The 22,986-nt window shown below is 74.9% G+C and carries 24 protein-coding genes; 8 read left to right on the forward strand and 16 right to left on the reverse strand.

Going from position 1 to position 22,986, the window contains the following annotated elements:
• Positions 1-264: 264 nt before the first annotated feature.
• The 3 genes from WCD58_RS24005 to WCD58_RS24015 are packed head-to-tail and all read right to left on the reverse strand — an operon-like array spanning position 265 to position 4,250.
• Entirely contained in the window at positions 265-1,872 is a 1,608-nt protein-coding gene (locus WCD58_RS24005) for a flavin-containing monooxygenase (RefSeq protein WP_337705606.1), read from the reverse strand.
• A gap of 2 nt (positions 1,873-1,874) precedes the next feature.
• Positions 1,875-2,873 (reverse strand): ERCC4 domain-containing protein, encoded by a 999-nt coding sequence (locus tag WCD58_RS24010; RefSeq protein WP_337705607.1) that lies wholly within the window; start codon positions 2,871-2,873, stop codon positions 1,875-1,877.
• A 15-nt stretch (positions 2,874-2,888) separates the two neighbouring features.
• Complete coding sequence (locus WCD58_RS24015) at positions 2,889-4,250, reverse strand: FAD-binding oxidoreductase (RefSeq protein WP_337705608.1); 1,362 nt, start codon at positions 4,248-4,250, stop codon at positions 2,889-2,891.
• 68 nt (positions 4,251-4,318) lie between these two features.
• On the opposite strand from WCD58_RS24015, the gene WCD58_RS24020 reads away from it, so the two are divergent.
• A complete protein-coding gene (locus WCD58_RS24020; RefSeq protein WP_337705609.1) occupies positions 4,319-4,876 on the forward strand; it encodes a dihydrofolate reductase family protein in 558 nt (185 codons plus the stop codon).
• 22 nt (positions 4,877-4,898) lie between these two features.
• Here the strand turns inward: WCD58_RS24020 and WCD58_RS24025 are convergent, their stop codons facing one another.
• Positions 4,899-5,717, reverse strand: a complete 819-nt coding sequence (locus WCD58_RS24025; RefSeq protein WP_337705610.1) for an NAD-dependent epimerase/dehydratase family protein — start codon at positions 5,715-5,717, stop codon at positions 4,899-4,901.
• Between the two features lie 90 nt (positions 5,718-5,807).
• On the opposite strand from WCD58_RS24025, the gene WCD58_RS24030 reads away from it, so the two are divergent.
• A complete protein-coding gene (locus WCD58_RS24030; RefSeq protein ID WP_337705611.1) occupies positions 5,808-6,449 on the forward strand; it encodes a TetR/AcrR family transcriptional regulator in 642 nt (213 codons plus the stop codon).
• A gap of 35 nt (positions 6,450-6,484) precedes the next feature.
• Positions 6,485-7,285, forward strand: a complete 801-nt coding sequence (locus WCD58_RS24035) for a siderophore-interacting protein (RefSeq protein WP_337705612.1) — start codon at positions 6,485-6,487, stop codon at positions 7,283-7,285.
• Between the two features lie 45 nt (positions 7,286-7,330).
• On the opposite strand, the gene WCD58_RS24040 is transcribed toward WCD58_RS24035, so the two are convergent.
• On the reverse strand, positions 7,331-7,765 hold the full coding sequence (locus WCD58_RS24040; RefSeq protein WP_337705613.1) for a MarR family winged helix-turn-helix transcriptional regulator: 435 nt from the start codon (positions 7,763-7,765) through the stop codon (positions 7,331-7,333).
• 46 nt (positions 7,766-7,811) lie between these two features.
• Here WCD58_RS24040 and WCD58_RS24045 point away from each other — a divergent pair, with 46 nt between their 5' ends.
• Complete coding sequence (locus WCD58_RS24045) at positions 7,812-8,603, forward strand: alpha/beta fold hydrolase (RefSeq protein WP_337705614.1); 792 nt, start codon at positions 7,812-7,814, stop codon at positions 8,601-8,603.
• Here the strand turns inward: WCD58_RS24045 and WCD58_RS24050 are convergent.
• The 3 genes from WCD58_RS24050 to WCD58_RS24060 are packed head-to-tail and all read right to left on the reverse strand — an operon-like array spanning position 8,596 to position 9,872.
• The gene (locus tag WCD58_RS24050) at positions 8,596-8,985 is read right to left on the reverse strand and encodes a hypothetical protein (protein ID WP_337705615.1); all 390 of its coding nucleotides are present in this window, start codon (positions 8,983-8,985) and stop codon (positions 8,596-8,598) included. The two genes, WCD58_RS24045 and WCD58_RS24050, sit on opposite strands and share 8 nt — an antisense overlap.
• Complete coding sequence (locus WCD58_RS24055) at positions 8,975-9,349, reverse strand: hypothetical protein (RefSeq protein WP_337705616.1); 375 nt, start codon at positions 9,347-9,349, stop codon at positions 8,975-8,977. Before WCD58_RS24055 ends, WCD58_RS24050 begins: the two co-directional genes overlap by 11 nt.
• 10 nt (positions 9,350-9,359) lie before the next feature.
• Positions 9,360-9,872 (reverse strand): Lrp/AsnC family transcriptional regulator, encoded by a 513-nt coding sequence (locus tag WCD58_RS24060; RefSeq protein WP_337705617.1) that lies wholly within the window; start codon positions 9,870-9,872, stop codon positions 9,360-9,362.
• Positions 9,873-9,962: 90 nt separating this feature from the next.
• On the opposite strand from WCD58_RS24060, the gene ald reads away from it, so the two are divergent.
• A complete protein-coding gene (ald, locus tag WCD58_RS24065) occupies positions 9,963-11,060 on the forward strand; it encodes an alanine dehydrogenase (RefSeq protein ID WP_337705618.1) in 1,098 nt (365 codons plus the stop codon).
• Here the strand turns inward: ald and WCD58_RS24070 are convergent.
• The 5 genes from WCD58_RS24070 to WCD58_RS24090 are packed head-to-tail and all read right to left on the reverse strand — an operon-like array spanning position 11,057 to position 16,767.
• Positions 11,057-11,317 (reverse strand): acyl carrier protein, encoded by a 261-nt coding sequence (locus WCD58_RS24070; protein ID WP_337705619.1) that lies wholly within the window; start codon positions 11,315-11,317, stop codon positions 11,057-11,059. The two genes, ald and WCD58_RS24070, sit on opposite strands and share 4 nt — an antisense overlap.
• A gap of 2 nt (positions 11,318-11,319) precedes the next feature.
• Complete coding sequence (locus WCD58_RS24075; RefSeq protein ID WP_337705620.1) at positions 11,320-12,891, reverse strand: amino acid adenylation domain-containing protein; 1,572 nt, start codon at positions 12,889-12,891, stop codon at positions 11,320-11,322.
• Positions 12,888-13,898 carry an LLM class flavin-dependent oxidoreductase gene (locus WCD58_RS24080; RefSeq protein WP_337705621.1) on the reverse strand — a complete coding sequence of 337 codons (1,011 nt, stop codon included), beginning with the start codon at positions 13,896-13,898 and terminating at the stop codon, positions 12,888-12,890. The genes WCD58_RS24075 and WCD58_RS24080 overlap by 4 nt, the downstream gene beginning before the upstream one ends.
• Entirely contained in the window at positions 13,895-15,004 is a 1,110-nt protein-coding gene (locus WCD58_RS24085) for a hypothetical protein (RefSeq protein ID WP_337705622.1), read from the reverse strand. The genes WCD58_RS24080 and WCD58_RS24085 overlap by 4 nt, the downstream gene beginning before the upstream one ends.
• Positions 15,001-16,767: a carbamoyltransferase family protein gene (locus WCD58_RS24090; protein ID WP_337705623.1), complete on the reverse strand. Its 1,767-nt coding sequence runs from the start codon at positions 16,765-16,767 to the stop codon at positions 15,001-15,003. The genes WCD58_RS24085 and WCD58_RS24090 overlap by 4 nt, the downstream gene beginning before the upstream one ends.
• A gap of 229 nt (positions 16,768-16,996) precedes the next feature.
• Between WCD58_RS24090 and WCD58_RS24095 the strand changes: the two genes are divergently transcribed.
• Complete coding sequence (locus WCD58_RS24095) at positions 16,997-18,664, forward strand: ABC-ATPase domain-containing protein (RefSeq protein ID WP_337705624.1); 1,668 nt, start codon at positions 16,997-16,999, stop codon at positions 18,662-18,664.
• A gap of 50 nt (positions 18,665-18,714) precedes the next feature.
• Here WCD58_RS24095 and WCD58_RS24100 read toward each other — a convergent pair whose 3' ends face one another.
• Entirely contained in the window at positions 18,715-19,233 is a 519-nt protein-coding gene (locus tag WCD58_RS24100; RefSeq protein WP_337705625.1) for a L,D-transpeptidase, read from the reverse strand.
• 345 nt (positions 19,234-19,578) lie between these two features.
• On the opposite strand from WCD58_RS24100, the gene WCD58_RS24105 reads away from it, so the two are divergent.
• On the forward strand, positions 19,579-20,541 hold the full coding sequence (locus tag WCD58_RS24105) for a DNA polymerase domain-containing protein (protein ID WP_337705626.1): 963 nt from the start codon (positions 19,579-19,581) through the stop codon (positions 20,539-20,541).
• Positions 20,542-20,614: 73 nt separating this feature from the next.
• Here WCD58_RS24105 and WCD58_RS24110 read toward each other — a convergent pair whose 3' ends face one another.
• Entirely contained in the window at positions 20,615-21,376 is a 762-nt protein-coding gene (locus tag WCD58_RS24110) for a putative protein N(5)-glutamine methyltransferase (protein ID WP_337705628.1), read from the reverse strand.
• Entirely contained in the window at positions 21,369-22,241 is an 873-nt protein-coding gene (locus WCD58_RS24115; RefSeq protein ID WP_337705629.1) for a beta-keto acid cleavage family enzyme, read from the reverse strand. The genes WCD58_RS24110 and WCD58_RS24115 overlap by 8 nt, the downstream gene beginning before the upstream one ends.
• A gap of 76 nt (positions 22,242-22,317) precedes the next feature.
• Here WCD58_RS24115 and WCD58_RS24120 point away from each other — a divergent pair, with 76 nt between their 5' ends.
• A complete protein-coding gene (locus WCD58_RS24120; RefSeq protein ID WP_337705630.1) occupies positions 22,318-22,986 on the forward strand; it encodes an RraA family protein in 669 nt (222 codons plus the stop codon).

Here is a 22,986-nt window from a genome sequence, read left to right on the forward strand (position 1 = left end):
CGGCATCCCCGGCATGTGACGCCAGGATCGTCACACGCTCGCCGGCGCGACACGCCGGGGCGGCGGGCCGGCGGGCCGGCGGGCCGGCGGGCATGTATGCGCTGGTGCGGCGGGGCGAGAGGCGCGCTCCGCAGGCGGCGAGGCGCGATGATCATCCGGAGGGTGCCTCTCGCCGACCGGGAGCCGCGCGCCTCCGAAGCCGACCGGCGCGTTCCGCAGACGCCACCGCCGGACGATCATGCGCCGAGTGCCGCTCGGCGCCGCCTACGCCGCCCGCCGCCGCGAGCGCAGCGCGAACCCCGGGTAGCCCGCCTCCGCCTCCGCGTCGCACATCCCGCGGTAGCGGGCGAACCCGCCGGCGTAGGGCAGGAACACACGCGGCTTGCCGGGCACGTTCGCGCCCAAATACCAGGAGCTGGCCGCCTGCGGGAGCAGCGTCGCGTCGGCCGCCTCGCGCACGTGCTCCGCCCACCGCGCCTGCGCCTCGGGGGTCGGTTCGGCGTCGAGGTCGTGGGCGCGCAGGTAGGTCACGAGGTCGGCGATCCAGTCGACGTGCTGCTCGATCGAGGTCGGCATGTTGGTGAGCACCGACGGGCTGCCCGGGCCCGTGATCGTGAAGAGGTTCGGGAAGCCCGCGACGCCGAGCCCGAGGTAGGTCGCCGCGCCCTCGGCCCACGCGTCGGCGAGGGTCACGTCGTCGGCGCCCCGCAGGCCGAGGCGCAGCAGCGGGCCGGACAGGGCGTCGAAGCCGGTGGCGAACACGAGGACGTCGAGCGGGTGCTCGGCTCCCGACGCCAGCCGCACCCCGCCCGGCACGACGGCATCGACGGGGTCCGCCCGCACGTCCACGAGCGACACGTTCGGCCGGTTGTAGGTCTCGAAGTAGTCGGTGTCGATGGGCGGGCGCTTGGTGGCGAACGGGTGGTCGCGCGGGGTGAGCGCCTCGGCGACGACGGGGTCGTCGACTGTCGTGCGAATCTTCGACCGGATGAAGTCCGACGCCTTCTCGTTCACCGCCGGGTCGGCGAGCACGTCACGCACCGCCGCGCGGAACCGCAGGCCGCCGCGTTCCCAGGCGCGCTCGAAGAGCGAGCGGCGCTCCTCGTCGGACAGGGCGAGCGTGTCGACGTCGCTGATGACGAACGGGTGCCCGTTGGTCGACGCCTGCTGGACCGCGCGGATCGCGGCGTAGTCCGCCTTGTAGCCCGCCGCCTCGTCGGCGGACAGCGGGGCGTTGCGCGCCGGGATGCTGAAGTTCGCCGTCCGCTGGAAGACCGTGAGGTGCCCGGCCGACGCCGCGAGCACGGGGATCGCCTGGATGCCGGTGGAGCCGGTGCCGACCACCCCGACCCGCCGGCCCGCGACGTCGACGCCCTCGTGCGGCCACTGCCCGGTGTGGTGCCACTCGCCGGCGAACGACTCCAGGCCCGGGATGTCGGGCACGTTCGCCGACGACAGGCAGCCCACCGCCGTCACGAGCCACCGGCAGGTCCACCGCGCGCCGTCCTCGGTCTCGAGCACCCAGCGCGCACCGTCCCAGGACGCGGAGACGACGCGCGTCGAGAACGAGAAGGACCGCCGCAGGTCGAAGCGGTCGGCGACGTGCTCGAGGTAGGACAGGATCTCCGCCTGGCCCGGGTAGCGCTCCGACCAGTCCCACTCCTGCTCGAGCTCCCGGGAGAACGCGTAGCAGTAGTAGTAGCTCTCCGAGTCGCACCGCGCGCCCGGGTACCGGTTCCAGTACCAGGTGCCGCCGACGCCGTCGGCCGCCTCGAGCCCGTGCACGGACAGCCCCAGCCCGCGCAGGCGGTGGACGGCGTAGAGCCCGGCGAACCCGGCCCCGATGACGACGACGTCGGGATCGTTGCCCATGCTCACGAGTGTCGGTCGTGATCCCCGTCGGGACAACCGTGCGCCGCCCGGTACCGCTCCCACACCTCGGGCCGGAGCCGTCCGCGGTCGGGCACGGCGATGCCCTGCTCGCGGGCCCACGCCCGCACCTCGGCGGTCGACGGCTCCGGTGCCGTCCCCGAGGACAGCTCGGTCACCGCCCCCGGCAGCCGGGTGCCGACGGCGTTCTCGTCGCGCGCCCACGCCAGTGCGGCGGCCAGGAAGCGGTACGTCCACTCCTCGGCGAGCGGGCGCGTCTCGGCGAAGACGATCGGGATCGCCGGCCAGCGGACCTGCAGCTCGGCGAGGGAGTCGGCGACCTGCGCGGGCCGGACGTGGCGCTGCGCGAACACCTGCGACCACCGGTCCTCGACGACCACGGCCGCGCGGGGGAGCGCGGCGAGATCGCCGAGGGCGAACCGCAGGCGCCCGCTGCTGACGCTGGAGACCAGGTCCGACAGCGACTTGCGCTCGACCGACGCGACCAGCGTCCCGCCGAGCACGACGCCGTAGTCGCCGGCCGGGAGCGTGCGCCGGGCGGTCCGGACCTGCTGGGACGGGAACGTGTACGGGTAGCGCTCGTGTGCGTCGACGAGGATCTCGAGCTCGTCCGCACCGGGCGCCCGCGCCGTCGGTGTCCGGACCTGCGGACGCGCCTGCTTGCGCGTGCGCGGCGACTGCCAGAACACCATGTCCCGGCCGCGCCCGCGGGTGTAGACGATCTGGGACCGGTTCTCGCGGGCCCGGTCGAGCACGACGTCGATGGCCGCACCCCGCCGCGCGCACGAGCGCAGCGCGACGCGTTCGACGACCTCGGGGTCGGCGGGCCACTCCCCGGGCTCGGCGGGGTGGCAGTACAGCGCCTTGGTCCGCGGCCACGTGCCCGACGTGCGGAACACCAGGCCGTCGCCCAGCGGCAGCCAGAGCAGGAACCCCAGCGACGAGCCCGCATCGGGGTTGCGGGCGATGACCAGCTCCGCCACGTCGCGACCCTAGCGTCACCGCACCGAGCAGCCGGGGTTCAGCGCGCCGTCGGGGTCGAGGGCGGCCCTGATGCGACGGACGACGTCGAGCGCCACCGGATCACCGAACTCCGCGAGCAGGTGCGCCTTGGCCCGTCCGACCCCGTGCTCGCCCGACACCGCCCCGCCCAGGGCGGTCCCGGCGGCGAAGACGTCGTGGAGAGTCGCGGCGAGACGCTGGGGGTCCGGCTGGAACACCGCCAGGTGCACGTTGCCGTCGCCGGCGTGCCCGCACCCGAGCACGCGCGAGCCGTGCGCGTCGCCGGCCGCGCGGGCCCGGGACAGGAACGCGGCCATCGCCGAGCGGGGCACGACCAGGTCGACGATCTCGTCGGCGCCCGCGGCCTTGACCGCCCAGAACGCCTTCTCGCGCGCCTCCACGAGCCGGCGCGCCGAGCCCGCGGGCAGGTCGAAGACGTCGGCGGCACCGGCGGCCCCGAGGACGTCGGCGAGCTCCTCGGCGTCCTCGTCGACCCGCTCCTGGCGGCGGCCCGCGAGCTCGACGAGCAGGTGGTCGGCGTCGACGAGGTCGTCGGGCAGGCCCAGCGACAGGTCGGCGGCCCCGCACACCGCGCGCATCGTCGGCCCGTCGAGGTACTCGCAGATCGCCGGCTCCAGCCCCGACGACACGACCCTGCCGACCGCCGCGATCATCGCGTCCGCGGACGGGAACGGCGCCAGCACGGTGCGCCGCGCGGGCAGGCGCGGGTGGAGCCGGACGGTCACCTCGGTGACCAGCGCGAGCGTGCCCTCCGAGCCCACGAGCAGCTGGGTGAGGTCGTAGCCCGACGAGATCTTCGTGAGCTTCCCGCCCGTGCGCACCACGGCCCCGTCGGCGAGCACCGCCTCCAGCCCGAGCACGTGCGAGCGGGTGACGCCGTAGCGCACCGCGCGCATCCCGCCCGCGTTGGTCGCGACGGTGCCGCCCAGCGACGCCGACGTCTCGCCCGGGTGCACCGGGTAGGTGAGGCCGTGCGCGGCGGCGGCGTCGTCGAGGTCCGCGAGCGAGACCCCGGGCTGGACGACCGCGACCGCGTCGACGGGGTCGATCTCGAGGATCCGGTCCATCCGCGCGAACGAGACCAGCACGGCGCCGTCGTCGGGGGTCGCGGCGCCGGAGAGCCCGGTGCCGGCGCCGCGGGCGGTCAGCGGGACCCCGGCGTCGCGGGCGGCGCGCACCACGGCGGCGACCTCGTCGCGGTCGCCCGGCCACACCACGGCGACGGGCTTGCCGGCCGGGACGCCGAGAGCCTCGTCGGCGCACAGCTCCGCGACGGACGGGTCGTCGCCCGGCAGGACGTGGTCGGGTCCGACGGCGTCGGCGAGGCACTGGAGCATTCCCGAGTCCTAGCACGAGCCGCTACGCTGCCAACCAGTTGTGAAATGCAACCAGAGGAGAGCGTGAGATGGGCCGTCTGATCTACTCGATGCTGACGTCGCTCGACGGCTACACCGCCGATGCCGCGGGCGACTTCGGCTGGGGCATCGCCGAGGACCCCGAGCTGCACTCCGCCATGGAGGAGATGGTCCGGGACGTCCGCACCTACCTCTACGGGCGCCGCATGTACGAGACGATGGTGTTCTGGGAGACCGCCGACGCGCTGCCGGACGAGCCGCCGGAGGTGGCGGAGTTCGCGAAGACCTGGCAGGCGGCCGACAAGATCGTTTACTCCCGGACCCTCGACACGGTCGCCAGCGCGCGCACCCGCATCGAGCGGGAGTTCGACGCCGACGCCGTGCGGGAGCTCAAGGAGTCCGGCGACCTGACCGTCGACGGGCCCGGCCTGGCGGCCGTGGCGCTCGCGGCGGGGCTGGTCGACGAGATCGCGCCGGTGGTCATGCCCGTCGTGGTCGGCGGCGGCACCCGCTTCCTGCCCGAGGGGGTGCGGCTCGACCTGGAGCTGGTCGGCGAGAGGCGCTTCGCCAGTGGCGCGGTGCACCTGCGCTACCGGGTCCGGCCCTGAGGGCTCGAACGCCCGTCGGGATCTACAGGAGGTTCTCGGCGAGCGCCTGGTACACGGTCCGCACCCTGGGCCGGAACCCGAGGCGCCGCGCGAGCGTCGCGTCGACGTGGAGGTGCCACGGGTCGGTCAGCGGTTCGTCCGACGCGGGGTAGGTCTCGCCCACGATCTGGGCGATCTCGTAGAGCGTGGGCGGAGCCTCGTCGGCGATGTTGACCGTCAGACCGTCCATGGCCCCGGTGACGGCGATCGCGAAGGCGTGGGCGATGTCGGCGTGGTGCGCCACGCTCATCCGGTGGGCGGGATGCCAGCCGCGCCGGGCCATCATGCGGGGCGCCGCCTCGAGGTGACCGTCCCCCTCGCCGTAGACGAACGGCAGTCGCAGGATGCTCCAGGTCAGACCGCTGGCGCGGAGCTCCTCCTCCGCCCGGGCCTTGCTCGCGGGGTAGGCGAGCACCGGGTGCAGGGCGTCGTCCTCGCGGGCGGGGTGGTCGGCGCCGGCGTCGTAGACGTTGCTGGTGCTGGCCATCAGGAACCGGGCGTCGGGGGCATGGGCGCGGGCGGCGTCGATCAGGTTCTGCGTGCCCGTGAGGTTGACCGCCCACGTCTGCTCGTCGTTGCCGTCACGGAACGACGCCGCGAGGTGGATGATCGTCGACACGCCCGCGAGCGCGTCCCCGAGTGTGTCCGGGGCGAGGACGTCGCCCTCGGCGACCTCCACGCCCGGCGGGAGCTCTCGGCCCGGGCGGACCAGGACGCGACAGGCGTGCCCGTCGGCGTGGAAGCGTGCGAGCAGTCGTGACCCGACCAGCCCTGTGGCGCCGGTGACCAGGATGTCGCTCATGTGTCCTTCTCGTCGCTGTGCTGCAGTGGAAGCGGAAGAGCTTTCCGTTAATATACGGAAGAGCTTTCCGGTTGAGCAACGAGAGAGACCATGAGCGAGCAGCCCGACCGTGCGGTGGGAGACGGCACGCCGCCGCGGCGTCGCCGGGTCGACGCGCGCCAGAACATGGACGCGCTGGTCGCGGCGGCGACCGCCGTCTTCGCCGACGAGGGGGTGGACGCCCCCGCGAAACAGATCACCGACCGGGCCGGGCTCGGCGTGGGCACCCTCTACCGGCACTTCCCCCGTCGCTCCGACCTGGTGCTGGCAGTGCTCCGCCACGAGATCGACACCTGTGCCGACGCGGTCGCGACGCTCGGCGCCGCCCATGACCCGGAGACGGCCCTGGTCGCGTGGCTCGATCGCTACACCGCGCTCCTCGCGCACAAGCAGGGCCTCGCGCACGCCCTGCACTCCGAGGATCCGGCGTTCGAGGCGCTGCGCGGACACTTCGACGCGCGGATCGAGCCGGCCCTGCGACCGCTGCTCGCCGCGGCGGCCGCCACCGGCCGCGTGCGCGACGACCTCGACGCCCAGGAGCTCCTGCACGCCGTGGCCCTCCTCTGTCTGCCCGTTCCCGGCGAGGAGCCCGGGCACCGCGACCGGCGGCTCGCGGTCTTCCTCGACGGACTCCGGTGCACGTCGGCCGGGGAAGGCCCGGCGCCGTCGCCGCCGGCGCGGAGGCCGTCCTGATCGGGGAGGGGGACCGCGCTCGTTAGCGTGGGGCCATGGTGGTCCGCGACGCCCCGATCGTCTCGCACGTCGAGCACACGCCGGAGGCGTCGCGTCCGCGGCGGGTGGAGGTCGTCGAGGCGTGGGATCTCACGCCGCGGATGCGGCGGGTCCGCCTCGCGGGCGACCTGCACGACCTGCCCGTGGCGGGGCCGACCGACCACGCGAAGGTGTTCTTCCCGCCGGCGCCGGGGGAGGAGCCGCCGGAACCGGAACTGAACGCGCGCGGGCTCGTCGTGCCGCCGGCGGGCATCCCGCGGCCGTACCGGGAGTACACGCTGCGCCGCCACGACCCCGCGGCCGGCGTCGTCGAGATCGACCTCGTGCGCCACGGCGGCGGGCTCGCCGGGACGTGGGCCGAGGACCCGCGTGGTGCGCTGTGGTTGCACGGCCCCCGCTCGAGCCTCGCGGTCGAGGCGCGTGACTGGTACCTGCTCGGCGGTGACGAGACCGCCCTGCCGGCGCTGGCGCGGTGGATCGACCAGCTGCCGACGGTGCCCGTGCACATCGTGGTCGAGGTCGCGGATGCCGCCGAGGAGGCCTACCTCGGCGACGTCCCGGGGCACGTGAGGGTCGACTGGCGCCGTCGCGGGGACGTCGCGCCGGGCACGACGACGCTGCTCGACGAGGGTGTCGCCGCGTTCACCCCGCCCGCGGGCGACGGGTTCGCGTGGATGGGCGCCGAGGCCGGCGCCCTGCGCCCGGTGCGCCGGCGCCTACGCGCGTTCCTGCCCACGGCGGCGGTCGACCTGGACGGCTACTGGCGCCGCGGCGTCGAGGGGACCGGGCTGGGCTGACCGGCCCATGTGAGCGCTTTCCAGCCCTATAGGGGCGGAAAGCACTCACGTGGGGTGGTCGGTGAGGCGGGCGGACAGGGCGCGCAGGACGCGCAGGCAGGCGTCGAGGTCGTCGGGGTCCAGGGCTTCTTCGAGAGCTCCGAGCTCCCGGCGCTCGCCGTCGCGGACGTCGGTCAGCGTCTGCTCCCCGGACGCCGTGAGCTCCACGAGCACCGACCGGCGGTGCGCCGGGTTCTCGCGCGTGCGCACCCACCCGCGCCCGGCGGCGTCGTCCACCGAGCGCTGCACGAACTGCCGGGACAGCGCGAGCGTGCGCCCGAGCGCCGGCACCGTCGTCGGCCCGCAGCCGGCCAGCGCGTCGAGGACCGCGCGGACCCCGACGGGCATGCCGCCCTCCTGCTCGACGGCCCGCACCCCGCGCCGGTAGAGCGGGCCGAGGACGTCGAACACGGCGGCGAGGCGGGTCCCGGGTTCGCTCATGACACCCATGTTGTCATATGGCTGACAACATGACACCTTGGTTGTCATGCTGCACCACACCGACCACGGTGACGGCCCGCCCGTCGTCCTCCTGCACGGCGGCGCGCTGGACCACCGGCTCTGGGACCCCCAGATCGCCGACCTCGCGCGCACCCACCGCGTCGTCGCCCCCGACCTGCGCGGGCACGGCGCGTCGCCGACCCCGACCGCCCCGTTCCGCCACGCCGACGACGTCGCCGCGCTCCTGCGCGCGCTCGACCTCGGGCCGACGGCGCTCGTCGGCATCTCGCTGGGCGCCCGCACCGCCGTCGACGTCGCGCTCGAGGCCCCGGAGCTGGTCGAGCGCCTCGTCGTCAGCGGCGCCGGGGCGGGGGAGCCGGAGTGGCGCGACCCCGCGACCATCGACCTGCTCGCCCGCTGGCGGCGGGCCGAGGAGGACCGCGACCCGGAGGCGTGGATCCGGATCTTCCTCGCGCTGAGCTTCGGGATCGACCGGCCCCTCGACGACGTCGACCCGGCGGTGCTCGCGCACGTCCGGGAGATGGCGGTCGCGACGCTCGAGCACCACGTGCCCGACGGCCCGCCGGTGCTGCCGACGCCGGTCGCGGACGCCGGGGAGCGCGCCCGGGAGCTGGAGATCCCGGTGCTCGCGATCGTCGGCCTGCTCGACGCCCCCGACCACCAGCGCATGGCCCGCGAGGTCGCGCACGATGTCGTCGAGATCGAGGGGGCCGCGCACTACCCCAACCTCGAGGCCCCCGGCACCTTCAACCGCGCGCTGCTCACCTTCCTTCGTGAGCAGTTTCCGGTGCTAGAGCACCGGAAAGTGCTCACATAGCTGAGGCGCGGCGGATCCAGAGCAGGCCCAGGATCGGCAGGACCACGGGGACGAAGCCGTAGCCGATGCCGAAGTCCGACCACACCGTCGGGTCGGGGAAGTCCTGCGGGCGCAGCAGCGACAGCGTGCCGATGGCGAGCACGCCGACCAACTCGATGACCACCGCCACGAGCGCCACCCGCCGCGCCCCGCGGCCCAGGGCGACGGCGGCGACGAGGTACACCGCCGCCGCGAACGCCGAGAGCAGGTAGGCCTCCGGTGCGCGCTCGAACTGCACCGCGATCTGGTACAGCGCGCGGGCGCCCGCCGAGATCGCGAACACGACGTAGACCACCAGCAGCACGCGCCCGGGGCCGCCGGACAGGGACCGCTCAGCGGGCACCGGTCACCGTCCACACCTGGCCCGTGCGCAGCGACAGCACCGCCAGCGTGACCCCCGCGACCGCGAGCACCACCGAGCCGTACCGGGTGCGCTCGCCGTGCGCCAGCGCCGCGCCGATGGGCAGCACGATCAGCGTCGCCACGAGGTAGCCGACGATCTCCACGACGGCGCCCGTGGTGCGCCCGCCCTCGACGACCAGCCCGACGACGATCACCAGCGCGACGACCAGCGCCACGCCCTCGAGCACCAGCAGCCCGATGCGGTGGCGCACGGTCGGGGCCTGTCCCACGGCCGCGGACACCCCGCACCACAGCGCCCACGCCAGGGCGAGCGCGAGGACCACGAAGGTCAGGCCGACGATCACGGACGGCAGCCTACGAGCCGGGACCCGGCACGGGCCGGAGGTGGTCGAAGATCAGGCTGGTGACCGTGCCCGCCACGTCGCGGTGGGCGTTGAGCCGCGCCACGAGGTCGCGCAGCGCGCCCGTGCCGGCCGTCGCGACGTGCAGGAGGTAGTCGTCCTCGCCGGCGACGAAGTACACGTCGCGGACCTCCGGCAGCCGGCGCACCAGCCCCGTGAACTCGCCCAGGCGGTCGCGGGCGTCGCTCTGCAGCCGCACGGAGATCATCGCCTGCAGGGGCAGCCCGACGGCGGCCGGATCGACGTCGGCGTGGTAGCCGCGGATGACCCCGCGCTCGCGCAGCGACCGCACCCGCGCGAGGCACGTGGACGGCGCGATGCCCACCGCCTCGGCCAGCGCGGCGTTGGTGATCCGGGCGTCGGCGACGAGGTGGGCCAACAGCGCGCGATCGACCTCGTCGAGCGCCCGCACATCGTGCGGCGCAGACCCCGCCCGCACGAGCGGATCGTCCAATCCTTCGCGCATACCGTCAATCTACAGAATCTTCTTCACCCATATACCGATCACAGCGCAGGAATTTCACGCTGGAGGGGAGTCGAGGGACGGAGAAGCACGATGAAGGTCGCGGTGCCCGCCGAGGTCAAGGACAACGAGTTCCGGGTGGCCCTGACGCCCGGCGGCGTGCGCGAGCTCGTCGCCCACGGCCACACGGTGACCGTCGAGCAGGGCGCGGGGCTCGGCTCCGCGTTCGGCGACGACGAGTACAAGGAGGCCGGCGCCCGCATCCTCGCCGATGCCGACGACGTGTGGGGCGACGCCGACATGGTCGTCAAGGTCAAGGAGCCGGTCGCCTCGGAGTACCACCGCCTGCGCGCCGACCTCACGCTCTTCACCTACCTGCACCTCGCCGCCTCGCGCGCGTGCACCGACGCCCTGCTCGACGCGGGCACGACGGCGATCGCCTACGAGACCGTCACCCGGAACGGCGCGCTGCCCCTGCTCGCCCCGATGAGCGAGGTCGCTGGCCGCCTCGCCCCGCAGGTCGGCGCGTACCACCTCATGCGCTCGAACGCCGGGCGCGGCCTGCTGCTCGGCGGCGTCCCCGGTGCGCCCGCGGGCCACGTCGTCGTCATCGGCGGCGGCGTCTCCGGCGCGTCCGCGGTGCAGATGGCCGTCGGCATGCACGCCCGCGTCACCGTGCTGGACACCGACCTCGACACCCTGCGCGCCCTCGACGCGCGCTACGCGGGCCGCGTGCAGACGATGTACTCGAGCGTCGACAACCTCGAGCGCGCCGTGCTGGACGCCGACCTCGTCGTCGGCGCCGTCCTCGTGCCGGGCGCGAAGGCCCCGACGCTGGTGCCCGACGCGCTCGTGGCGCGGATGAAGCCGGGCGCGGTGCTCGTCGACATCGCCATCGACCAGGGCGGCTGCTTCGCCTCGTCGCACCCGACGACGCACTCCGACCCGACGTTCCCGGTGCACGACACGCTCTTCTACTGCGTGGCGAACATGCCCGGCGCGGTGCCGAACACCTCCACCCACGCGCTCACGCACGCGACCCTGCCGTTCGCGCTGGCGCTCGCCGACCACGGCTGGCGCGACGCGCTGGCCGCCGACCCCGGGCTGGCCGACGGCCTCGCGACCCACGCCGGCGAGCTCTACAGCCCCGCCGTGGGCGAGGCGCACGGCCTGCCCGTCAGCGCGCTCTAGTCGGCCGTCACCCCGACCTCGGTGAGGAACGCGGCCATCGCGTCGACGCTGCGGAAGCGGTCGATGTCGAAGTCGTCGAGCGGGAGCTGGCAGCCGAAGGTGTCCTCCAGGCCGACGATCAGCGTCACCAGCGCGAGCGAGTCGAGCAGGCCCTCGGCGACGAGGTCGGTGTCGGGTGCGGGCACCTCGACGCCGAGACGGTCGCGGACCAGGTCGGTCAGCCGCTCGGTCAGGGGCCCGGTGGTGGCGTCGGGCATGCTCAGCGTCCTCCTGTCGTCGCGTCTGCGGGGGCGAAGCGGTCCCGCAGCGCCGGGCGGTCGATCTTGCCGTTCACGTTGTGGGGCAGGTCGTCGAGCTCCGCCCAGCGCGCCGGCACCATGTACCTCGGTACCAGCTCGGTCAGCCGCCGTCGCACGTCCGTGGCCGGCAGCACGTGGCCCTCGGCCACCGAGTACGCGCAGCAGATCGTCGTGCCCTCGAAGCCACCGGTGTCGACGCCGACCACGGCGACCTCGCGGATCCCGGGCACCGTCGCGAGCGCGGCCTCGATCTCGCCCAGCTCGATGCGGTAGCCGCGGCTCTTGACCTGCGAGTCCGCGCGGCCCAGGAAGTGCACGACGCCGTCGTCGTCGGCGCGCGCCAGGTCGCCGGTGCGGTAGAGCCGCTCGCCCGAGGGGTCGGGCACGAACGCCGCGACCGTCTTCTCCGGGTCGCGCCAGTAGCCCGGCGACAGGCCCGCGCCGCCGATCCAGAGGTCGCCGATCTCCCCGGTCGGCACCGGGGCCATCGCGTCGTCGAGGACGCGCAGCTCCTCGCCGTCGCACGGGTGGCCGATCGGCACCGGGACGGTCTCGTCGGCCGGGACCCCGGGCACGTCGAACCACGACGACGCGATCGTCGCCTCGGTCGGGCCGTAGAGGTTGGTGAACCGCACGTGCGGGAGCCGGCGCATCCAGTGCGCGAGGACCGGCGTCGGCAGGACCTCCCCGCACCACAGCAGCCGCTCCAGGGCCGGGAAGTCGTCCTGGGCGACGACGTCGAACCGCGCGAGATAGGTCAGCACGCTCGGCACCGAGAACCACTGGGTCAGCGCCCGGTCGCGGATGAACGCCGCGGTCGCCCGCGGGTCGACGCCCAGCGAGGCCGGGACGAGGTGCAGCTCGGCGCCCGCGGCGAGCGTCGCGTAGATGTCGAAGGTCGACAGGTCGAAGTGCAGCGGCGGGTGCCCGGAGACCCGGTCGCCGGGGCGGGTGCCGAAGTGGCGCAGCCCCCAGTCGACGAACGCGAGGACCGTGTCGTGGTTGATCATCACGCCCTTCGGCATCCCGGTGGAGCCGGAGGTGAAGAGCAGGTGCGCGAGGTCGGTCGGCGCGACGCCCGGGTGGGTGCTCGCCGCGGTGAGCAGGTCGTCGCGGGTGAAGGCGAGCCCCTCCTGGACGTCGATCGCCCCGACGACCGGGCGCTGTTCGGGCAGCTCGGCGAGCACCTCGTCGAGCAGCGCGCGCGACGCGCCGTCGACCAGCACCACCTCGGGCTCGGCGGCGCCCACGATCCGCGCCACGCGCGACGCCGGCCCGGCCGGGTCGACGGGGACGTAGGCGCCGCCCGCGCGCAGGGTGCCGATCAGCGCGGCGATCGTCCACGGCGCCTTCTCGGCGAGCACGCACACCCGCGCGCCGGGGGTGAGTCCGTGCTCGAGCAGCACGTGCGCGACCCGGTTGACCGCCCCGTCGAGCTCGGCGTAGGTCATCGTCACGTCGGTGCCGACGAGGGCCGGGCGGTCGGCGTGGCGGTCCGCCGAGACGGCGAGCAGATCCTGCAGGTGCTTCACGCGCCCACCGCCGCGCCGGCCCGGGCGAACACCTCGCCGGCGTGGCCGAGGTCCTCGGCCGCGGGCGGGATGTCGAGCACGAAGACGTCGGTGCCGCGCTCGACGTAGCGGGCGACCTCCGCGGCGACCCGGTCGTGCGAGCCGACCAGGTACGGGCAGAACGACTGGTAGTTCTGGAACGGGCCGAGCCAGTAGGGCTCCGGTTCCGCGTCCAGCGCCGCCGGCGGCGTCGGGTTCTTCGCGGCCGCGGTCAGCTGGTGGTGCCAGTGCGAGTCCGAGACCCGCATCGCCATCGCGTGCGCGACCTGGCCCGCGCGGTCGGCGGGGAAGCGCTCGTGGGCCACGCGCCACGCCTCGTCGGCGTCGTCGCGGGCGATGATCCCCATCCGCACGCCGCCGCCGGTGGGGGCGTCCGGGGCGTCACCGAGCGGCTCGGGGTAGCGGATCGGCGTCGCGCCGATCTCCTCGGCCGCCGCGCGCCCGGCGGGGGAGGAGCCCGAGATCAGCACCTCGGGCATGAGCTCCGGCGGCAGGGCCGGGGCGAGGCGCAGGTTCTCGACCTGGTGCCAGCGGCCGTCGCGGGTGACGGTCTCGCCGCGCAGCAGGGCGGTGAGGATCTGGGTGTACTCGACGGTGCGCGCGTAGCGGTCGTCGTGCTCGGTGCGGTCGCCGAGCGCGAGGAGGTCGTTCTTGAAGCCCCCGGCCAGCATGTTGAGGTGCACCGCGCGGCCGTGCAGGTACGCGAGCGACGACACCATCGAGGCCGCCGTGTACGGGTGCATGTACACCGGCTGCACGGCCACCAGCGGGGCGAGGCGCGACGTCGCGGCGATCGCCGTCTGCGCCACCAGCCACGGGTCGGCGATCCCGTTGTCGGTGTAGACGAGCATCCCCGCGCAGCCGGCCTCCTCGCTCCACCGGGCGGTCGCGGCGACCGCGTCGAGGTAGTCCGGGGCCGCCACGTCCTTGGACTGCGGGCAGGTCGAGTAGACCGTCAGACCGGTCATGCGGGCACTCCCTGGGGCCAGAGCACGTGGTGGCCCATCCACCACTCACCGTCGAGTCGGGTCAGGAGGGTGTCATCGGCGTCGAGGGCAGCGAGCACGCCCGGGTCCTTGGAGTCGACGAGCGCCCAGGCCGCCGGGCGCACGAGGCAGCGCCGCTCGCGGACGGCCTCGGCGAGCGAGGGCTCGAGCCGCCCGGAGACGGCGGCCGCGCCGCGGGCGTCCGCGTCGGCGAGGAGGTGGTCGAGCACCGGGCCCGGATCGCCGGTGGTGCTCGCCAGCTGCTGGACCTGCACGATCCCGCCCTCCGGGGCGAACGCGACGTACCAGCCGAGCACCTTGCCCCCGCGACCGCGCACCAGCGTGCGGACGACGTCGCCGCGCGCCGGCGCGACCGTGTCGAGCTCGGTGAACAGCGCGGTGAGGTAGCGGGCGTCGTAGTCGGGGTGCAGGCGCCAGTGCCGCGGCGCCTCGGCGGTCTGCTCGACGAGCGCCTCGACGGTCAGCGGCTCGCTCGCGAGCTCCGGGTCGGGCGCGGGGGCCGGCCGCGCCCCGATCCGCGGGAGCCGGCGCACCAGCGCGTCGACGCCCCCGCCGGCCGTGCGCAGCGGGCCCGGGACTGACCGCCCGCGGTCGCCGAGGTGCGCGGCGACCGCCGAGGTGGGACGCAGCACGCGGTACCAGGCGAACGACGGCGCCGTGCGCACGCGGCCGCGCAGCTGGCGCCACATCCGGCGCATGAGGTCGGTCGCGCCGTCGGTGATCGTGAGGTCCTGCGGCCCGCGCAGGTAGGCCCGCGTGAGCAGGGCGCCGATCCCGGGCGTCGACGGGTCCGCCACCAGGTGCCCCGAGCAGCCCACCCGCAGCGCCCGCCCGTCGAGGCGCAGGCGGCGCGGATAGGAGGCCAGGAACCCGATGACCCGGCCGTCGGAGCCCTCCGCGACCAGCGGCGGGATCTCCGGGTCGGCCCAGACGGCGTCGAGCGTCGTACGCGCCAGGTACCCGGCCAGGGGCGCCGGGGGCGTGTCCCGCCCGGAGCGCGCGAGGCGCTCGTAGAGGGCGGCGACGGCGGGCAGGTCCTCCCGCAGCAGGGGTCGGATTCCGGTCATGCGTCCTTCGTGCCCGCGCGAGGTTCCACGACGTACCCCTCGATGTAGAGGCGGTCGAGAGCGATCCCGGCGAACGTGTCGAGCGCCGTGCCCGGCGCCATGATCAGTGGCTGGCCCTTGACGTTGAACGACGTGTTGACGACCACGCCCGAGCCGGTGCGCGCCTTCACCTCGCGCAGCAGGCGGGCGAAGCCGGGGGCGAGGTCGTCGCGCACGGTCTGGATGCGCGCGGAGTCGTCCTCGTGGACGATCCCCTCGACGACGCCGCGGGCCTCGGGGCGGACCTGCGCGGTGCAGAGCATGTAGCGGTCCGGCTCGAAGCCGCGGGTGACGAACAGCCGGTCGACGTCCTCGTCGAGCACCGCGGGCGCGAACGGGCGGAACGCCTCCCGGAACTTCACGGCGCCGTTGATCCGCTCCTTGATCCGGTCGCCGTCGGGGCGGGCGAGGATCGAGCGGTGGCCCAGCGCGCGCGGCCCGAACTCCATGCGCCCGGAGAACCAGGCGACGATCCGGTCGGCGGCGATGTCGTCGGCGGCGCGGGCGTGGTACTCGTCGGTCTCGCCGAGGAACGTCCACGTCAGCTCGGGGCGGGCGTCGAGCTCGGCGCGCACGTCGTCGGCGGTGTAGGCCGGGCCGAGGTACGGGTCGAACGGCCCGGTGACCGGCGCGAGGCCGCCGCCCTCGGTGCGCGCGACGTGCCACGCCGCGCCCGGCGCCGTGCCGTCGTCGCCCGAGGCGGGCTGGACGAACACCGCGTCGACACCCGGCAGGTCGGCGATCGACTGGTTGGCCTTGCAGTTGAGGAACGTGCCGCCGGCCAGGGCGAGGTTCCGCTCGCCGGTGCGCTCGAGCCAGTGCCCGACGAGATCGACGAGCACGGTGGTCAGGCGCTCCTGCAGCGCGGCGGCGAAGTCCGCCTCGTCGCGGTGGATGTCGCCGTCGGGGGCCTGCGGGGTGAACGCGGCCTCGGCGAGGAACGCCCGGGCGTGCGGGTAGCCCGCGGCGGGCTCGGTGAGGCTGCCCGCGGGCCAGTCGACGACGACGGTGCCGCGCTCGAGGTCGGCGCGGGCGAGCTTCTCGAACACCGGGCGGAACCGCTCCGGGTCGCCGTAGGGCGCGAGGCCCATGACCTTGTACTCGTCGTTGTTGAACTGGAACCCGAGGAACCGGGTCGCGATCGAGTAGAGGATGCCGAGCGACGCGGCGATCGGGACGGTGTGGAGGAGCTCGAGCTCGTCGCCATCGGCGCGGAACACCGACAGCGACTCCGCCTCGCCCATGCCGTCGCTCACGACCACCAGGGCGCGCTCGAACCCGCTCGGGGCCAGCGCGGACTCGGCGTGCGCGACGTGGTGGCGCACCGGGCGGAAGCGCTCGGCGACGCGCGTCCAGCCGAGCTCGGCGAGCCCGTCGATCACGGTGGCGCTCGCGTAGACCTCGTCGAACGGGGTGCCGGCGAGCTCGAAGGCGCGGCGGTGGCGCTCGTAGTCGAAGCCGTGGGCGACGAGGTCCACGTCGTCGGGGGTCAGGCCGGCCTCCGCGAGGCAGGACGCGATGGCCTGCGCGGGCAGCGCGCCCGTGCCCTTCTCGCCGGTGAACCGCTCCTCGGCGGCGGCCGCCACGAGGCGGCCGTCGACGACCAGCGCGGCGGCGCTGTCGAGGCCCTGACAGATCCGCGCGTCGAGCGGATCGATGTCGGGGGAGGTGGCTCGCAGGTGCTCCTGCGAGCGCGGCAGACCGGACAGGCCGAGGACGATCACGGCGCTCCTCTGGGGATAGGACACGACGTTGTGAGCGGTTCCACTATCGCCTGGGCGATGCTTCCCCTGTGCGTGGGGGCCCTCCTGTGAAAAGGTCATCTGTTGCGCTCCGGGGCCGGAGCGGCGGGAACCGGACAATTCTCTCCGGTCATCTGTGACAGAAGACGCGCGGGGGGCGCCCAGAGTTCCCCGGGCGTGCGCCGGGTCTCCGGCGGGCACCATCCCGCCCATGGCTGCACGCTCCGATCTGGCCGCGTCCCTGCGCTCGCTCGACGGCGCGAGCTACGGGCGCTACAAGTCGCTGTCGGGGTCGTGGTCCGTCGGCGGTGTGACGCTCGAGGTGCTGCGCGTGCAGGCCGACCCGTTCGCGCCGCCGAGCCGGGTCCGGCTGACCGTGTCCGACGCCGGCCTGCCCGCCGATCTCCACGCGACCGCCGACCGCCGCCGCGCGCTCGCCGGCTTCCTGCTGCGCGGGCTGCGCCGGGCGCTGCGGGGCACGCCGGTGCACGTCGACGCGGGCGGGCCCGAGGTGCTCGACCGCAGCGCCGGCACCGTGGACGCCGACGGCGTCGTGACGGTCGAGGTCGGCGTCCCGTTCCCGGGCCCGAAGCGCCGGATCCTGGGGCGCGAGGCGGCGACGCTGCTGGGGGAGACGCTGCCGGCCGCGGCGCGCGAGGCGCTGTGCTGGGCGTCGGTGGACCAGGACGCGGCGCGGACCTTCGTCGAGACCGTCGAGGACGCCGTCGCGCTGCGGGCGGCGCTCGCCGGGCGCGGGCTGGTCGCGTTCGTCGCCGACGGCGCGGTGCTGCCCCGGCGCAGCGGCGTCGACGACCGGCCGCTGGACGGTGCGACGCCGTTCGGCGGCCCGTCCTCGTTGCAGGTGACGCTGACGGCCCCCAACGCCGGGGAGGTGAGCGGCCTCGGCGTGCCCGAGGGCGTCACGCTGATCGTCGGCGGCGGCTACCACGGCAAGTCGACGCTGCTGCGCGCGCTGGAGGCCGGCGTCTACGACCACGTGCCCGGCGACGGGCGCGAGCAGGTCGTGACCCGGCCCGACGCGGTCAAGCTGCGCGCCGAGGACGGGCGCGCGGTGATCCACCTCGACGTCTCGGCGTTCGTCGCGCACCTGCCCTCCGGCGAGCCGACCGACGACTTCTCGACCACCAACGCCTCGGGATCGACCAGCCAGGCCGCGTCGACCGTCGAGGCCGTCGAGGCGGGCGCGGACGTGCTGCTCATCGACGAGGACACGTCGGCGACCAACATGATGATCCGCGACGCGCGGATGCAGCAGCTCATCGCGACCGAGCCGCTGGTGCCGTTCGTGGAGCGCGTCCGCCCGCTGCACGCCGAGCACGGGGTGTCGACGGTGCTGGTGATGGGCGGGTCCGGCGACTACCTCGGCGTCGCCGACACCGTGATCATGATGGACGCCTACCGCGCGTCGGACGTGACGGCGCGCGCCCACGAGATCGCGGCCGCCGGGCCGGCGCGCACCGTCGAGCACACCGGCTTCCCGAAGGTGACGCCGCGCGTCGTCGACCCCGGCTCGCTGGACCCGACGGCGCGCGGGAAGCGGAGGGTCACCGCCCGGGGCCGCGACACGCTGACGTTCGGCGAGGACGACATCGACCTCTCGGCGGTGGAGCAGATCACCGACCGCTCGCAGGTCGCGGGGATCGGGCGGGCGCTCGCGCTGCTCGGGGACGGGGTCCTCGACGGCACGATCACCCTCGCCGAGGGCCTGGACCTGCTCGACGCCGAGCTCGACCGGCAGGGTCTGGGGGCGCTGCTCGACGGGCGCCCGGGTGATTCAGCGGACATCGCCCGGCCCCGCCGCCACGAGGTCGCCGCCGCCCTCAACCGCCTGCGGTCGATGCGGCTGCGCCGCACGTGAGTGACATGGGTCGTCAGGACGACCCACATCACTCACGAGGCCGAAGGCCACTACTCGACGATCTGGACCCGGTCGTAGACGTTGAGGCCGTTGAAGAAGGCCTGGGCGTCGGGGTCGGCCATGCGCACGCAGCCCGCCGACTGCCGGGCCGGGTCGCCGCCGTGGAACGCGCGGCCGTTGTCGTCGAAGAACACCGACCAGGGCATCCGCGCGTTGTTGTACTCCTTGGAGAGGTGGACCTCCTCCTTGCGCTGCACGGAGAAGAAGCCCACCGGCGTCTCGTTGCCGGGCGCGCCGTGGTTCATCCGCACCGGGCCGCGCAGGATGTTGCCCTTGCCGTCGGAGAGCCACGCCTCGTTGGTCGACAGGCGGGCGCAGGCCTTGACGTTGTCCTCGCACGGCATGGCGGCCCTCGGCACGGCCATCGCGACCGCACCGACGCTGCCGAGGCCGGCCAGCGCGACGAGGCCGAGGACGAGCGCGGCGACCCGGCCGCCGATCCGACGCCGGGCGCCATCACGCGCCGACCGCCCCGCAGCCCCGATCTCCATCCAGGTGTGCCGACCCACCGTGCTCCTCTCGACGGTTCGCGCCGCACCGCACGGCGCCTCCCTCTCAACGGCAGCGTGGGCGTCACGGACGAGTGGTCTCTCCGGGTGGTTCCCGAGAGTGAAGATCCGACTGCGCTCCGTGGCACACGAGCCTGCCGGGCGGGGACTCTCTCATCCCCGCGGACCGCCCTCGCGGACCCCCCGCCCCCTGCTCCAGCGCGGGGTGGGACGTACCGGACGACGTGGCGGAAGCGGTCCTCGTCCGGGTGATCCGGGACCTACCGGAGATCGTCGCCGGTACCGGCGCCGGCGTGACCCCGACCGGACCTTGCCGTCGCGGCGGGCGCCCGGGAAGGTCGGCGTGTGGCGGCGAAGGGCGCGGGCGAGGAGCGGCACGGCGTCGCGCTGACCAACCTCGACCAGGAGCTGTTCTCCGGCGCCGGGGTGAGCAAGCGCGAGCTCGTCGACTACCTCGAGGCGATGGCGCCGCGGATCCTGCCGGCGCTCGCGGGACGCCCGCTGTCGGTGGTGCGGGCGCTGCGCGGGCAGAAGCCGTTCATGCAGAAGAACGTCCCCACGTACGCGCCGGACTTCGTGCGCACGGTGTCGTTCTGGGCCGAGTCCTCGCGGCGCGAGGTCGCGTACGCGCTGTGCGACGACCTGCCGACGCTGCTGTGGTTCGCCAACCAGCGCGCGATCGAGTACCACCCGACGCTCGTGCGCGCCGCGGCGATGGAGGTCCCCGAGCACCTCGTGCTCGACCTCGACCCGCCCGAGGACGCCGGGTTCGACGCCGTGGTGGCCGCCGCGCACCTGGTGCGCCGGGCGCTCGACGACGCGGGCCTGCACGGCGTGGTGAAGACGACGGGCGCGAAGGGCGTGCACATCCTCGTCCCGCTCGCGCCCGGCCCGACCCACGAGGACGTCGCCGGCGCCACCCGCGCGCTGGCCGTCCGCACCGAGCGCCTCGACCCCGCGATCGCGACCACGGCGTTCATCCGCGCCGACCGGGGCGGCAAGGTGTTCGTCGACCCCACCCGCGCCGGGGGCTCGACGATCGCGTCGGTCTACAGCCCGCGCGTGCGCCCGGGCCTGCCGGTGTCGTTCCCGGTGTCGTGGGACGAGCTGGACACCGTGGTGCCCGCCGAGATCACCGTCGCGACCGCTCTCGGGCGCCCGGACCCGTGGAGCGACCCCGACGCCCTCCCCGCGCCGCAGGCCCTGCCCGAGGACCTCGTCGCCGAGGGCCGCACGATCCCCGTCGCCCGCGTCCAGGCGATGCACGAGGGCAAGCGCCGCAAGCGCGCCGCCGAACGCGCCGAGTAGCCGCGCCCGTGTCAGCGGCGTGGCGCCGCATACGATGAGTGTCCGTATCGCCACGCGCTCAGGTTGATCTCCGCTACCGAGGGTGCTCGAGCACGCCCGCGACGACGGTCGCGTCGTGCTCGTCGTCGCGCGCGATCGACACCGCGAACCCGACGCCTTCGAGCGCGTCGCGCGCCGAGAGCCGCTGGTGCCCCGCGCACTCGACGAGCAGGCGCCCGCCCGCCCGCAGCCACGCCGGCGCCTGGGCCGCGAGCCGGCGCACCACGTCGATCCCGTCCCCGCCGCCGTCGAGGGCCACGAGCGGTTCGTGCTCGCGCGCCTCGGGCGGCATGGCGGCGACCGCCGCGCTCGGCACGTACGGGGTGCTGGCGACGACCACGTCGACGGTCCCGGCGAGCGACGGCGGGAGGGCGTCGAGCAGGTCACCGGTGTGCACGCCCGCCGCGAACGGCAGGTTGGCCCGGGCGCACGCCACAGCCACCGGGTCCACGTCCGCCGCGTGCAGCACGATCCCCGGCGACGCCGCCTGCAGCGCCGCCCCGATCGCCCCGGTGCCGCAGCACACGTCGACGACGACGGCACCCGGGACGAGCCCGAGCGCCGCCCGCCCCACCAGGAACTCGCTGCGCCGCCGCGGCACGAACACCCCCGGCGTCACCGCGACCCGCAGCCCCGCAAACTCCGCCCAGCCCAGGATCTGCTCCAGCGGCTCGCCGGCGATCCGACGGGCCGCGAGGGTCTGCAGGTCGCCGGGCGCGGCGCGCAGCAGCGCCGCCTCCTGTTCGGCGAACACGCAGCCGGCGGCGCGCAGGCGGTCCGCGAGGTGGTCATCCACGAGGACGTAGCCCCAGGATCTCCCGGGTCTCGATGATCGTCGCCGGTCGGTGCCCCAGGTCCGCGAGCAGCGCCACGACCTCGTCGACGAGCGCGGTGTTCGTCGGTGTCGACGGCCCCGCGAAGTCCTCGAGCCCCACGCGCACGTGCCCGCCCCGGCGCACGGCCGTCTCGGCGAGCCCGGAGGCGACGACGTCGCCACCCAGCACCGCCACCGACCACGGCAGCCCGCTCGGCTCCAGCATCTCGAGGTAGGCCTCGAGCGCAGTGGTCGTCGGCGGCAGCCCGAACTCCAGCTCGCCGCCGAAGTACAGCTTGACGATCGCGCCGGGCGGCACGCGTCCGTGGCGGTGCAGGGTCAGCGCGACCCGCAGGAAGCTCGGGTCGAAGATCGAGATGGACGGGCCGGTGCCGTGCGCGGCGCAGCGGGCGAACATGTGCTCGGTGTCGGCCAGGCTGTTCTGGTACGGGCCCGGCGCGGCGGCCGCGGCGACCGCCCCGTCGCTGGTCAGCCCCAGGTTCACCGACCCGGGGTCGACGAGCGAGAGCCCGCCGAGCCCGCGGCGGGCGAGCTCCTCGTGGTGCGCCCACCGCGTCTCGATCGGGATGCCGCGGGCGCCGGCGGCCATCGTCGCGTAGAGCAGCAGGTCCGGGTACCGCGCGAGCACCGGCGACCACGCCTCGACGTAGGGCTCCACCGGGTGCACGCCGTCGGGGACGAACATCGCCTCGTGGTGGTCGTGCGCGATGCTCGCGCCGCGCGCGACGCAGGCGAGCATCTCGTCGGCCACCTCGGCCGGGGTCAGCGGCACGTGCGGGTTCGCCGAGCGCGGCGTGGCCCCGTTGACGGCGACCTCGACGATCACTGGAGACGACCCTGGAGATGTCACGACGCCGAAGGATCGTCGCCACACGGCCCCGCGTCGAGCATCATGACCGCCCGTGGACCCTCTGACCCCCGACGAGCTCGGCCGGGTGCGCGCGCTCGCGACCTCCTCGCTCTGCGACGCCGACAAGTCCTTCGCCCTGCCCGACCCCGCGATCCGGGCGATGGTGCCCGACGTGCGGATGGCGGGGCCCGCGGTCACCGTCGTCGCCCCCGACGACCACCTCCCGGTGCTGCTCGCCGCCGGCGAGGCCGCGCCGGGGTCGGTCCTCGTCGTCGTCAACCCGCGGGGCACGCGGGCCGTCGCCGGCGAGCTGGTGGCCGCCGAGGCGCGGCGCAACGGGCTGGCCGGGGTCGTCATCGACGGGTACTGCCGCGACGTCGCGGGCCTGCGCCGGATCGGGCTGCCGGTGTTCGCCCGCGGGTCGACGCCCGCCTCGGGCAGCGCGCACGACCCGCGCGGCCTGAACCTGGGGCCGGTCGCGCTCGGCGGGGTGCCGGTGCGGCCCGGCGACGTCGTGCTGGGTGACGACGACGGCCTCGCGGTCGCCACGCCCGCCCAGGTCCGCGGCGCGCTCGCGGGCGCCGAGGAGGTCGAGCGGGCCGAGGCGGCGGTGCTCGCGAGCATGGGGACCGGACGCGGACTCGCCGACCACACGAACCTCGACGACCACCGCGCCGCGCGCGCCGAGGGCCGGGACTCGTCGCTGCGCTTCCTCGTCTGA

The organism is Actinomycetospora flava (assembly GCF_037400335.1).
GTDB classification, from domain to species: Bacteria; Actinomycetota; Actinomycetes; order Mycobacteriales; family Pseudonocardiaceae; genus Actinomycetospora; species Actinomycetospora flava.